At 47.8% G+C, this 12,357-nt stretch carries 11 protein-coding genes; 7 read left to right on the plus strand and 4 right to left on the minus strand.

Features of this window, described 5'->3' with window-relative positions:
* Positions 1 to 206: hypothetical protein (locus M3P05_RS13350; RefSeq protein ID WP_249700218.1), on the minus strand; the 206-nt coding region annotated here is incomplete at its 3' end.
* 495 nt (positions 207 to 701) lie between these two features.
* Positions 702 to 971 carry a YebG family protein gene (locus tag M3P05_RS13355; protein ID WP_283777806.1) on the minus strand — a complete coding sequence of 90 codons (270 nt, stop codon included), beginning with the start codon at positions 969 to 971 and terminating at the stop codon, positions 702 to 704.
* A 260-nt stretch (positions 972 to 1,231) separates the two neighbouring features.
* Here M3P05_RS13355 and M3P05_RS13360 point away from each other — a divergent pair, with 260 nt between their 5' ends.
* The 3 genes from M3P05_RS13360 (at position 1,232) to M3P05_RS13370 (ending at position 3,750) form a co-directional block, all read left to right on the plus strand.
* Complete coding sequence (locus M3P05_RS13360) at positions 1,232 to 1,609, plus strand: hypothetical protein (protein WP_249700220.1); 378 nt, start codon at positions 1,232 to 1,234, stop codon at positions 1,607 to 1,609.
* 56 nt (positions 1,610 to 1,665) lie between these two features.
* A complete protein-coding gene (locus M3P05_RS13365) occupies positions 1,666 to 2,271 on the plus strand; it encodes an alpha-ketoglutarate-dependent dioxygenase AlkB family protein (protein ID WP_249700221.1) in 606 nt (201 codons plus the stop codon).
* Between the two features lie 300 nt (positions 2,272 to 2,571).
* Positions 2,572 to 3,750, plus strand: coding sequence for an ankyrin repeat domain-containing protein (locus tag M3P05_RS13370; RefSeq protein ID WP_249700222.1), 1,179 nt, complete (start codon positions 2,572 to 2,574; stop codon positions 3,748 to 3,750).
* A gap of 239 nt (positions 3,751 to 3,989) precedes the next feature.
* Here the strand turns inward: M3P05_RS13370 and adhE are convergent, their stop codons facing one another.
* On the minus strand, positions 3,990 to 6,596 hold the full coding sequence (gene adhE, locus M3P05_RS13375; RefSeq protein ID WP_249700223.1) for a bifunctional acetaldehyde-CoA/alcohol dehydrogenase: 2,607 nt from the start codon (positions 6,594 to 6,596) through the stop codon (positions 3,990 to 3,992).
* 152 nt (positions 6,597 to 6,748) lie between these two features.
* Here adhE and M3P05_RS13380 point away from each other — a divergent pair, with 152 nt between their 5' ends.
* Together M3P05_RS13380 and M3P05_RS13385 are read left to right on the plus strand one after the other, a co-directional pair.
* Positions 6,749 to 8,920, plus strand: coding sequence for a neutral/alkaline non-lysosomal ceramidase N-terminal domain-containing protein (locus M3P05_RS13380; RefSeq protein WP_249700224.1), 2,172 nt, complete (start codon positions 6,749 to 6,751; stop codon positions 8,918 to 8,920).
* Positions 8,921 to 8,975: 55 nt separating this feature from the next.
* Positions 8,976 to 9,590, plus strand: a complete 615-nt coding sequence (locus M3P05_RS13385; protein ID WP_249700226.1) for a tRNA-uridine aminocarboxypropyltransferase — start codon at positions 8,976 to 8,978, stop codon at positions 9,588 to 9,590.
* Positions 9,591 to 9,600: 10 nt separating this feature from the next.
* Here the strand turns inward: M3P05_RS13385 and M3P05_RS13390 are convergent, their stop codons facing one another.
* Entirely contained in the window at positions 9,601 to 10,107 is a 507-nt protein-coding gene (locus M3P05_RS13390) for a DUF2147 domain-containing protein (RefSeq protein WP_249700227.1), read from the minus strand.
* Positions 10,108 to 10,368: 261 nt separating this feature from the next.
* Here M3P05_RS13390 and M3P05_RS13395 point away from each other — a divergent pair, with 261 nt between their 5' ends.
* Both M3P05_RS13395 and M3P05_RS13400 read left to right on the plus strand, forming a co-directional pair.
* Positions 10,369 to 11,664, plus strand: coding sequence for an OmpP1/FadL family transporter (locus M3P05_RS13395; protein WP_249700228.1), 1,296 nt, complete (start codon positions 10,369 to 10,371; stop codon positions 11,662 to 11,664).
* Positions 11,665 to 11,727: 63 nt separating this feature from the next.
* The gene (locus M3P05_RS13400) at positions 11,728 to 12,036 is read left to right on the plus strand and encodes a BolA/IbaG family iron-sulfur metabolism protein (RefSeq protein ID WP_249700229.1); all 309 of its coding nucleotides are present in this window, start codon (positions 11,728 to 11,730) and stop codon (positions 12,034 to 12,036) included.
* The last annotated feature ends 321 nt before the right edge of the window (positions 12,037 to 12,357 follow it).

The raw sequence follows: 12,357 nt of genomic DNA on the forward strand, positions 1-12,357 counted from the left end.
AGCAACGAAGCAATGCGGTGGGCAAACGATATTAGAAGCAACAGGTAAAGGCTGCTCATTAAAACATCGTATCCATAAACAAGAAGAAACAGGTCGTTGTTAACCTCAAGAGCCGTTTTTACGGCTGCACCATTAAGAAGAGAGCCTGTAAAAACACCAACAGCCATGCTGGCGATTTCAGGAAGATGAAGAATCAGACTGTTCATTACTTTTCAAAATATCAAGGAAAAGATCTTTAACATAGCTGTGTCATATAATAATTGAATGAATGTTGTTTTATTTTGTGCGGTCAATATAAGAAAATGAAGTTGAAATTATTAATTTCCCTTCTGTGCTTATCGTTTAGGATTAATTCCTCTGGAGGTGATTTTAATCTCTTTGGGTTGAATTCCCCGCTTTCGCGTAAGCGAGAAGGGCTTGTCCCGGGTTTTTTTATTAAGATAATGTTTAGGAGTTGAGGGTGAGTTTGTTTTTTGATTTGAGGGGGAAAATAAAATGCCGAATGACATATGTCATTCGGCTAAGCAGGGATTTACCTGAAAACATCCAAAGATGTTGGAGTGGGAGGCATCTTCAGATAGCCAGATCAGTCTATGTTTTGAACCCTGTTTAATACAGGGCATATCAAAAACAAAACGATGTTCTATTTTGCCTACTTATAATCTAAAGCGTTTAATAATTTTAATTATTAAACACTTGTTTTAGATGTCTGTTTCGGCTTCTTCATCATTAGACATTAACTCGAATAGCATTTCTGGTTTCCCCTTAAATGCACGTGATAATGCTTCTTTATTACGGGCCATTAATAAACCAATTTCTTCAGCAGCATTATCAGAAATTGTCATTTGGCTTTGAAGGAATGATGTCAGGTTGTCGGCCAGCTCCAGCATACGGTCATGTTCTTCAGCGGCTTTCTTATCTGCAAACATGCTTCCGTCCCGGTCACACTGCCACATGGGTATAACAGCCATTGGCGTTCCTCAGATTATTTGAATGTTGGTGCAATGAGCTCCATAGGAATATTATTCCATATATGCTGTATGAAAATACAGTATTTCTGTTTCTCTTGTTTTTTGACATAAGTCACGTGTTTATTGTTTTTTACCAAAAAATGATTTCTGCGTATTGTTACCACTTTCCGGCCTAGACTGGATTTTGTTGATTGGGGACAGTGAATTACCGAAGGGGAATCGTATGATGGCGCTGTTTTTTGAGGTGGTGTCAGTAAGCGATGTCTGATACGGATGAATCTGCCCAGAAGCAGAGTAAGTTTCCGATAAAACTGGAAGTTGTCCAAAGCGGTTTGCTCGGGCTTCGCCAGTCTCTGGGTAAAGTTAGGTTACTGCGAGCTCTCGGGTTTAATATCGATTTTTCCAGTTTTAAAGTTCTTGAAACCGGCCAGCGCCTGCGGTTTATCTTTCATGTTGGAACAAGCAGAATCAAGGAGTTCTGCGGTTATATTGTGTCCCGAAAATCTCGCGGCCATGAGCATGAATACTCCGTAGCTCTGGAAGTCGATGGTGAGGAGCTGGAAGAGGCGAAAACGCTTGCCGAGGCTGGAATTGAAGAGCAGCAGGAGACAGCTCTTCTTCAGAAAACGCCTCTTTAGAAGATGGTAGCCGGAACGTATGATAATCCTGAAGAATACTGAGATTCGGGTAAATCATGTCGTTACCGGAAATTATTGAGCTTACGCCGGGGCAGTTAAGTTATTGGCCTGAGTGGCTGGCGGAACATCAGGCAAACAGGCTTTTTGACCTGTTACTGGATAAGGTCAAATGGCGGCAGGATGTTATAACCATCTTTGGCAAAACCCACTCCATTCCCCGCCTGCAGGCCTGGTTTGGTGATCCCGGAACCCAATATCAATACAGTGGTATGGTGCTGGAGCCTTCCCCCTGGCCTGACATTCTGAAACCTCTACGTGACCGGGTTTCCAGTGAAGCTGGTGAGCCCTTCAACTCTGTTCTGGTAAATCTCTATCGAACCGGCAGCGACAGCAACGGCTGGCATGCCGACAATGAGCCTGAGCTGGGTAAGTCACCTGTTATCGCTTCTCTGAGTCTTGGAGCTGTGCGTAGGTTTCGTCTGCGCAATATCAGCGATAAAACACGAACAATGACGTTGGATCTGCCTTCTGGCTCACTCCTGGTTATGGGAAAGGGAGTACAGGAGAATTGGCATCACCAGCTGGCAAAGACCAGCAGAGATGTTGGCCCAAGGATTAATCTGACTTTTCGAAGAATTATTAAGCAACCCCCAGGAGCCTGACCGAGAATAGAGACCCTACTGCGAGCACGCTGAATTTTGCCATTTTGTGTGCTATTTATCGTTAAATAGCACTACTATTCGCCTCAAACAGCCATGAGCGGGAAATGCCCACCCCGAAAAATGAAAATGCAGTGGGCATTTTCATGGTAAGAAACTGGCAAACTGACCCAAATCAGCGTCCTCTCGCTACGGACGCTATTCTCGATTAGGCTTCTGGAAATCAGGCATCGTTAATGCGCGGGTATAGTAGATATGCAAGTCAACCAGAATGGCTGTTCGAACTAACCAGGATATGGGGCCATGAGAGTCCATCCATCTTGTTTTTTCTACCCCTTGTTTTTCCTCAGCATCCTGGCAACGTGGAGCGCGAGGGCTTCAGGATGGAAAGGTGAGCCACAACTAGAGATGACATATGAAGAGCACGAGTTTCTTGCGGCTTGCCGGGAGGGAAATGTGCCAGCTGTTGAGTACTATCTTGGCCAGGATGGATTTGATCCGAACGCAAACTTTAAAAGTGGTGCGTCAGGAAACATGATGTTTGGGCTCTTTCTTGCGGCTGAAAACGGCCACGACAAGGTGGTGCGAATTTTTGCCCAAACCGAAGGTATCGATCTCAACCAAACCAAGGATGGCGTAACGCCTCTATTCATGGCCTGCCAGGAAGGCCACGACAAGGTGGTGAAAATTCTTGCTCAAACAGATGGTATACATCTCAACCAAGCCTGGAATGGCGTAACGCCTCTATTCATGGCCAGTCAGCAAGGCCATGACAAGGTGGTGAAAATTCTTGCCCAGACCGAAGGTATCGATCTCAACCAAACTTGGAATGGTGCAACGTCTCTATACCAGGCCAGCAAGAATGGCCACGACAAGGTGGTGAAAATTCTTGCCCAGACCGACGGTATCGATCTTAACCAAACCAAGGACGGCGCAACACCTCTGTTTATTGCCAGCCAGGAAGGGCACGACAAGGTGGTGCAAATTCTTGCCCAAACCGAAGGTATCGATCTCAACCAAGCCTGGAATGGCGTAACGCCTCTGTATCGAACCAGCTACGACGGCCACGTCAAGGTGGTCGAGATTCTTGCTCAAACCGCAGGTATCGATCTCAACCAAACCTGTGATGGCGTAACAGCTCTGTTTATTGCCAGCGAGGAAGGCCATGAACAAGTGGTGAAGATTCTTTTGGAGGCTGGAGCTGACCCTGCTATTGAATGGCGATATAGCTTCGTCTTTTCAAAGAAGCCACGCACTCAAGCCCGCATTATGCGCCCTCTTTTTAGAAGAATGAACCCCGAAAAATATGATATCCAGACTCGTATAATTAACGATTTGAAGACGGCTGAAAATAATTGGGGGAGAAAACATATCTTGCCACTCAACTATCATAACCAGACACATTACGATTCGGTTTCTGAAAGGATTCCACTTTTAAACGAGATGCAGAGGCTTTACATTTCGGCTCCTTCCAAATTGTAAGTCAGGCGAAACGGTTGCAATACCAATAGCCACTTTAGACAAACGGTCGCCAGAAGGGGGTGCCAGGGAATAGGGTCTTACGCTGGCAGTTTTTCATCATATGAGTGAAGAACAAGGCAATGAGCTGACTTTCTCTCGACTAACCACGAACACATGCCCCATAACAACACAAGGTCTGGCGACGCTGGTTGAGCAATTGGAAAAATCTGTTTACTGGCTGTAAGAACATCCCTACTGCATTATGTTATTTCCTTGGTTGGGTCTTCTCCATAATAAGCACGACGAAGAATTTCCTTGATTTCGGTGATCAGCGGATAGCGTGGGTTGGCTGGTGTGCACTGATCATCGAAAGCCGATGTTGAGAGTTCATCAAGCTTGGCCAGGAAAGGCTCTTCAGGAACACCTGCTTCCTGAATGGAGCCTGGAATACCGATATCTTTTTTCAGTTTCTCGATAGCCTTGATCAGGTTAACCACCTTCGCTTCATTATCCCTTCCTCCCAGTCCTAGATGGTTGGCAACCTGGGCATAGCGACATTTTGCCACCGGCCGGTCGTACTGCGGGAAGGCTGTCATCTTGGTAGGTACATCCGTCGCGTTATACCGGATGACATAACTGATCAACAGCGCATTGGCGAGACCGTGGGCGATCTTGAACTCACTGCCGATCTTGTGGGCAATGGAGTGGCAGACACCAAGAAAAGCATTGGCAAATGCCATCCCTGCGATAGTGGCAGCGTTGTGCATCTGCTCGCGAGCTTTGGGATTACTGGCACCTTCATCATAAGCCGGGCGCAGCCATTCGAAGATTATACTGATGGCCTGCAGACAGTGCCCGTCGGTATAGGAGGTCGCCAGTACTGAGACATACGCCTCAAGGGCATGGGTCAGTGCATCAATGCCACCCCAGGCTGTCAGTGATGCAGGCATATGCAACACCAGGTCAGCATCAATAATGGCGATATCTGGTGTCAGCTCATAATCAGCAAGCGGATACTTAATGCCGGATTTCTCATCAGTCACCACGGCAAAGGGGGTCACTTCTGAACCGGTGCCGGAGGTTGTCGGGATGGCGACAAATTTGGCTTTTTCTCCCAGCTTGGGGAAGCGGTAGATACGTTTACGGATATCCATAAATCGCAGAGCCACTTCTTCGAACTTGGCATCAGGGTGCTCATACATGACCCACATGATTTTGGCCGCATCCATGGGAGAACCGCCACCAAAGGCAACAATGGCATCCGGTTTGAACTCATGCATCATTTCTGCGCCTTTGCGAACAATGGCCAGAGTTGGGTCGGCTTCCACTTCCGGAAATACTCTGACTGCCACGCCATGCTGGCGCAGACATGATGTTACCTGGCTGGCCATACCGCTGCTGGCAAGGAAGGCATCGGTAATGATGGCTGCCCGTTTACATCCAGACAGGTCTTCAAGGGCAACCGGAAGACAGCCTCGATTGAAGTAGATGGACTCCGGCAGTTTATGCCACAGCATGTTTTCTCGTTTCATGGCCACGGTCTTGACATTGATCAGGTGCTTGACGCCGACGTTTTCACTGATGGAGTTGCCTCCCCAGGAACCGCAGCCAAGGGTAAGAGAGGGAGCCAGTTTGAAATTATACAGGTCACCAATAGCTCCCTGAGACGCAGGCATATTGACCAGTATGCGTGCAGTTTTCAGGACTTTGCCATAATCTTCAATACGCTGATGCTGGCTGTCCTGATTGGTATAAAGCACTGATGTATGACCGATGCCACCGAGGGCAACAAGCTCTGTTGCAATGGTTACGGCCTTATCAAAGTTTCTGGCTTTGTACAGTGCCAGAGTCGGGGACAGCTTTTCATGGGCGAAGGGTTCTGCTTCTGAGGTGTCGGAGACCTCGGCAATAAGGATCTTGGTATCGGCAGGAACCTTGACCCCTGCCAGCTCAGCAATTTTAACAGCAGGCTGGCCAACAATTTCCGGGTTGAGATTGCCATTCTTCAGAAGGATTTGGCCCACTTTCTGGGCATCGGCTTTCTTCATCACCAGGCCACCGTGGCTCAGGAAACGATCTTTTACCTTCTTGTAGGCGCTATCAACGACGATGACAGACTGTTCTGACGCACAGACAACACCATTATCAAAAGTTTTACTCATTAGGATGGAGTTGACGGCCTGCTTGATATCGGCAGTTTCATCAATTACCACCGGCGTGTTGCCTGCGCCAACACCAATAGCGGGCTTTCCAGAAGAGTAGGCCGCGCGCACCATACCTGGGCCGCCGGTTGCGAGAATTAGGTTGATATCCGGATGCTGCATTAACTGGCTGGACAAATTGACGGAAGGATTTTCAATACAGCCGATTATATTCTTCGGGGCCCCTGCGGCAATCGCAGCATCCAGTACAAGCTGTGAGGCAGTAGTCGTGCATTTTTTAGCCCGGGGATGAGGTGAGAATATAATGCCGTTGCGTGTCTTTAGTGCCAACAGGGCTTTGAATATGGCGGTACTGGTCGGGTTTGTCGTTGGAATAACCCCGGCAATCAATCCTATGGGTTCGGCCACTTTTATAATGCCAAAAGTGGGGTCTTCCTCAAGAATTCCGCAAGTTCGGTCGTCACGATATTTGTTATAAATATACTCTGAAGAAAAGTGATTCTTGATCACTTTATCTTCAATGATACCCATCCCTGTCTCTTCAACAGCTTGCCTGGCAAGGCTGACCCTGGCGTCTGCGGCCGCAAGGGCGGCTTTGCGAAAAATTCTGTCGACCTGTTCCTGAGTAAAGTGGGCATATTGTCGCTGGGCATCACGGACACGCTCAATCATTAAATCAAGCTGCCGGTTGTCGTCTGGTCTCATTGTGTGTTCTCCCTGTGGCAGGCAGAAAAACCGGTAGTAGCGGGAAGAATAGACAGTTCTGGAGTGGAACATGTATATCTGAAGTGAACCGGCAGGTTTTTCATTCCCTTCTATACTGAGCAGCTGTCTTGATCTGCCAGGAAGGAATAAAAATGCGCTCACCGCTTGTGATATTGCTCATTTTTTTCTGTCCGCAAACTCTGGCTGTCTGGCTGGTGGGAGTGGGAAAAAGCGATATCACCGGGCCAGCAGCAGATGTAGGTATGATTGGCTATGCCGACAGCAATCAGATTTCTGCAGGCATCCATGACCGCCTCTGGGCGCGGGCATTTATTGTGGCCGATCAGGGTGAAGGCAAAAAAGTTATCATTGTCAGCATCAGCGCCGGGATGACATTTGGCAATGTCAAACGGGAGGTTCTGGCGCGCCTGCAAGAAAAGTACGGTGAGAGTTTTGAGGCCGGTAACCTGCTGATTGTGGCTGATCACACGCACAGCTCTCCTGGTGGCCAGAGCTTTCACTTTCTTTTTGTCATGGGATCACATGGCTTTGAGCGGGATGCCTGGGAAGCTCAGGTTGAGGGTATTGTTGAAGCGATCTCCATTGCCTATGACAGCTTGAAGCCTGGGCGGGTTCTGATTAACCGGGGGGAGCTTTTTAATGCCAATGCCAACCGTTCTATCAAGGCATGGCTGAGAAATCCGGAAGCGGCCCATATGCCATCCATTGACCCTGAAATGGTGGTTATGCGCTTTGAACAGGGTGACAAACCGGTAGGAATGCTCGGATGGTTTGCCACTCACGGTGTCTCTTTTCCCATGACCAATCGCCTGGTCAGTGGAGATAATAAAAGTTATGCCGCATGGTTGATGGAGGGTGAGCAGGGAGAAGGATTTGTTGCCGCTTTTCCCCAGACCAACTCGGGTGATATGACGCCAAATCTGTACGCTGATGGTACCGGGCCAGGTAAAAATCCTGAGGAAAATGCCCGAATCATCGGTGGGCGGCAATACAGAAAGGGTAGCCAGCTGTTTCACTCAGCGACGGAAGAGTTATCAGGTTCTTTGGACTGGCAGCATGAGTATGTAGATTTTGGACAGATCAGTATTTCGCGACAGTGGACCGGACTGGCTGAATCTATATCAACATGCCCGCCTGCGACAGGTTATGCCTTTGCAGCGGGGTGCCCGGATGGTCGGCCGCGCCCCTATAACTGGTTTTTCAAAGAAGGGCAGAAAAGCACCTATTGGCCAATAAGTTCAGTCAGCCGTTATTTGACCGGGGTGACGCCAGAGGTTGAGTACTGTCATGCTCCCAAGCCCTTAGTTATGTTGCTGGAGGGGCGGCAGAAGTTTGATTACATCAATCACATGCTCAGTGGACTGCTTGGCGGCAGTATCCCTTCACAGGTTATGAATCATGAATGGATTCCCCAAATACTGCCGGTGGCGATCGTTAAAATCGGATCTCTGGGTCTTCTGGGGGTACCCGCTGAGTTTACCTATATTGCCGGTCATCGCCTGAAGAGTGCTGTAAAAGAAGTAGAAGGAACAGGGCTTGAGAAGCTTGTTGTGGCAGGTTATGCCAATGATTACAGTCTTTATGTCACAACACCCGATGAGTACCTTGAACAGTTATATGAAGGTGGAGCGACACTGTTTGGCCGTTGGACTCTTGGTGCCTATCAGCAGACCTTTGAAAAAATGGCTCTTAACCTGGCTTATCCCGGAACGACACCTCCTTCCGAATTTGAACCTGAAGATCTCAGTATGTATTACCGGGATATTCAGGCACCTGATATCCAGTGCCGTGGAGAGCAGAGAAACCATGGAAAGCTGCTGTCCTATATTCCTGATATGTTATGGAATGGCCAGGTTGTGAAAGCCTGTTTTACCGCTTCCAATCCACGCCTTGCTGTTCGTAAGCTTGATACCTTTCTGACTGTTGAAAGATATGACCATGAGCGCAAGCACTGGTATGTGGTGGCAAATGACGACAGCTGGGATACACGGTTTTTCTGGCATCCCCAGTGGTATGGAAAAACACAGGGATATGTCTGTGTTGAATGGACACCTCCAGCCCGGCTGGAAGCCGGTACCTACCGTCTGGGTCACCATGGGTTATGGCGGGAGAACAGTCAGTCCGACCTGGTTCCCTACCATGGTTATACCCGCCGTTTTGCTGTTGTCAGGGAGGCGAAAGTCTCGGTGATGCTGATGAAGGCGAAGCAGAGTCTTGCCCATATGAATGCTCATGTGGGTGCTCATATGGAAAGACAGGCAGAAGCAGCTCAGGAATTTGTTGAGCAAAGAGCCAGCCCCTGAAAGTACAATTTCTCCGGAAAAGGTATACTGCACTTTTTGAAGATATCTCTTATCCATGGCTCGGGAAGTTTGTGGGCGCTGTGAGCGCCCAATATCTGTCTGTATCTGTAATGGACTGCGCTCGTATTCAGCACCTGTTCAGATTGTGATTCTGCAGACAGCCCGCGAAAGAAAGCACGCTGTTAACACCGGTCGTATTGTGAATTTAGGGATCAGCAACTCTCTTATATTGACAGATGAGGACTTCTCCGAGCAGGCAGAGCTGGCAGCTCTTCTCGATAAGTGGAAGGGAAAAACATGGCTTTTATATCCTGGAGATGATGCTGTTACCCCGAAAGAGATGGTCAGGCATTCGGGAAACTATGGTGAAGGCTTGCTGGTTGTGCTCGATGCAACCTGGCGGAAATCCAAGCGGATGCTGTATCTCTCTCCCCGACTTACTGAGCTTCCAAGGGTTGCGCTTCCTGAGTCATCACTGTCCTCATACCGTATTCGTAAAGCCCCCGGGCCAGGATACCTTTCGACTGTTGAGGCTGTGGCAGCATGTCTGGGACAGGCCGGGCACCCCGCTGAGGGGTGCCGTCAAATGATTCAGTCCTTTGAACGGATGATTGAGTTTCAGGTCAAAGCTATGGGCGAAGAGACCTACCAAAGAAACTACACCTCTTAATCAAACCTCCCTAGCCCTTGGGGTTAGCAAAATCAGGAAGGCTGCTAAGGAAAGTTTCATCTGTCTGTCTCTGTGTCCAGCTGTCTTTATCCAGGCATATGAAATCGGTCTTGTAGTGGGCGCAGACTTTCAGTTCATTACCCTCCAGGCGCAGTCTGACCCTCGGTTCCCATCCTCTCTCCGGGTCCAGGCCATTACCGTACCAGCCATTTTTCTTGGGGTTCCACTGCAGGTCTGTAATGACTTTCATGGTAAGAATGGGCTGGTTGTGGCGCTCACCACTGCAGGCGGTGCAGATGGCTCCCTGGTCCTGGGGGCGGTGCAGTTTCACAACCCGACCTTCCAGTACCCCGACAAAACCTGATTCATAGATTTCAATGGTGGTATCCAGGTTGCCACTCTTATCCAGAATATCCCAGTAACCAGTAATGTTCTGGGCTGAGTCAGCACAGGCGCTACTGACTCCAGCAGCAAGAAAACAGCTAAGCACGATATTGCGCAGGGAAGCAGCTGACATAATTATCTCCAGGTTTTTTATCTCTTCTTTGGTTTTTCTGTGCTTTTACGCGTACAGAGGAACCCGTGAATATTTATTGTTATAGGCGCTGCATGATCAAATCTGTATCGACAGTGCCTGGCTAGAAATCAATGCTGGTCAGCCAGTGTAGTACAGCTCCGGGAAATCCAGCCGTACAGGGCATCGACTTGAGAAACTCTCTCACCCTGCCTATACCCATTGCCGAATTAAAAAACATCAATGGTCAGGAAGGGGGACTTCATGCAGTTGAAGCATTTGCTGTCGGTCGTGACGGGTGTGGTTTGTGGTTTGCTGTCAGGCATTGTTTTCGCTGCAGGCATTTCTGTTGATGAGATGTCTGTTCGTCGCCTTGGAGATGCTTTTTCCGGAGGGACTGCTGATGCCACCGATGCCAGTGTTGTCTGGTATAACCCGGCTGGTTTAACTCAGCTGGAGAAACAGCAACTGACAGGCGGGTTGATTGCCATTCCTCACTCTTTGAAATTTGCAGGTACTGTTCATCTGGAAAGTGGTCCGGAAGTGAATGGACATAACAAAACCTGGAAAGGCGTTGAATATATTCCTGATCTTTATTATTCCCGGCCTTTAACAGATCAGCTCTGGTTTGGCGCTGGTGTTAATTCTCCCTGGGGAACGGGTACAGATTTTGATAGAACCTGGCTGGGACGTTATCAATCAGTTAAAAGTAATTTACTAACTGTCAATTTTATTACTGCACTTGCCTGGAAATTTGATTCACATGTTTCTGCAGGATTTGGTCTGGTAACTGAATATGCCGATGGAATTATCGAAAAGGCCGTTGTATTCAGTGATGAGATTGAAGATGACGGTTTCTTCAGGGGAACTGGTGATAATATTTCATTTGGAATAATTGCAGGTTTATATTATCGGCTCTCTGAGCTGTGGCAATTTGGTTTTGAGTACCGGAGTCCAATTAAGCATGAGCTTGAAGGGAAAATGAAACTGAATCTTTCAAGTGATATGGCATCTGCACTTAACTCCCCCCACCATGACAATGTGAAAGCCAAACTTAAGCTCAAGATTCCTGAAACCTGGTCATTCAGCACTATCTACCAGTTAAGTCCTCACTGGTCAGTGAAAGCCGACGCAACCAGAACCAACTGGAGTAGTTTTGATAAACTGGTGTTTGACCCCAGGGTCAAGGGAACGATCATTGATATGCCTGAAGTGCAGATTATGGACTGGCATGACTCATGGCGTTTTGCTTTGGGAGCAGAGTACCAGTTATCAAAGCAGTGGAGTTTGAGGGCAGGTGTCGCCTTTGATGACTCTCCGGTACCTAACCATACGGCAACAATTGACTTTGCTGTTGATGACTACCGCGCTCTTTCTGTTGGGGCAACTTACAGATACAGCCCCAGTCTGGAAGTTGATATAGCAGCACAGCACACCTGGACCAGCCACCGTAATATCCACGAAACTGTACTGTTTAACGGGGTTCCGGTTGTGCAGGGTGTTGGGGAAGTTACGAATCGTATTAATAGTCTGGGTATTGGTATCCTTTGGAGGTTTTAAAGGGAGAAAGTGTTAGCATTGTCTCCAGAGAGTTTGACTGTTGAGGTCTGTCCCAGAGTGGAAATGCAAAACAGGATTGAGGAAAAACTTCACAGCGCTTTTGATCTGGAATATCTGAAGCTTGAGAATGAAAGCTATCGGCATAATGTTCCACCGGGCTCGGAGTCCCATTTCAAGGCGGTCCTGGTCAGCCTGGCATTTACCGGGCTGATGCCGGTGAAGCGTCACCAGATGGTGTATGGAGTCCTGTCGGAAGAGCTGCAGGCGGGTGTTCATGCTCTGGCTCTTCACACTTATACACCAGCTGAGTGGGAAGAAGTTCAGAGGCGTTACCCTAACAGTCCTGATTGCCTTGGCGGGAATGGTAAATAGGTTAATTAATAACCTGATTCAATAAAGGGTCAGGTTTTTTAACAATGAATGGGAATCAATTTCATTAGGGTTTTATATTTAATTTATTAGTTTGTTTGTTTTGTTTGGTAACTGCTCTTTTCCTTAGTTTGTTCATATTTAAATAATCCTTTTGCGCATTTTTATTATGAAAATGGAGAAATTATTCGAATTTCTGCTCTTTTGATGTGCGTCAGCAAATTGTCAATTTTGTTCCTCTCTTTTATTGCGTGCCCTTATTCGTTTTGACCTTACGTGGTAGTTTTATGCTGACGTATGGGTAACTGCTTCATTTAATGGATT

It is taken from the genome of Parendozoicomonas callyspongiae (genome assembly GCF_023502345.1).
GTDB classification, from domain to species: domain Bacteria; phylum Pseudomonadota; class Gammaproteobacteria; order Pseudomonadales; family Endozoicomonadaceae; genus Sansalvadorimonas; species Sansalvadorimonas callyspongiae.

Bases quoted from the DNA above. Each gene is read 5' to 3' on its own strand.
- M3P05_RS13355 (WP_283777806.1), bottom strand. From the start codon at position 971: ATGGCTGTTATACCCATGTGGCAGTGTGACCGGGACGGAAGCATGTTT.
- M3P05_RS13360 (WP_249700220.1), top strand. From the start codon at position 1,232: ATGTCTGATACGGATGAATCTGCCCAGAAGCAGAGTAAGTTTCCGATA.
- M3P05_RS13365 (WP_249700221.1), top strand. From the start codon at position 1,666: ATGTCGTTACCGGAAATTATTGAGCTTACGCCGGGGCAGTTAAGTTAT.
- M3P05_RS13370 (WP_249700222.1), top strand. From the start codon at position 2,572: ATGAGAGTCCATCCATCTTGTTTTTTCTACCCCTTGTTTTTCCTCAGC.
- adhE (WP_249700223.1), bottom strand. From the start codon at position 6,596: ATGAGACCAGACGACAACCGGCAGCTTGATTTAATGATTGAGCGTGTC.
- M3P05_RS13380 (WP_249700224.1), top strand. From the start codon at position 6,749: ATGCGCTCACCGCTTGTGATATTGCTCATTTTTTTCTGTCCGCAAACT.
- M3P05_RS13385 (WP_249700226.1), top strand. From the start codon at position 8,976: ATGGCTCGGGAAGTTTGTGGGCGCTGTGAGCGCCCAATATCTGTCTGT.
- M3P05_RS13390 (WP_249700227.1), bottom strand. From the start codon at position 10,107: ATGTCAGCTGCTTCCCTGCGCAATATCGTGCTTAGCTGTTTTCTTGCT.
- M3P05_RS13395 (WP_249700228.1), top strand. From the start codon at position 10,369: ATGCAGTTGAAGCATTTGCTGTCGGTCGTGACGGGTGTGGTTTGTGGT.
- M3P05_RS13400 (WP_249700229.1), top strand. From the start codon at position 11,728: ATGCAAAACAGGATTGAGGAAAAACTTCACAGCGCTTTTGATCTGGAA.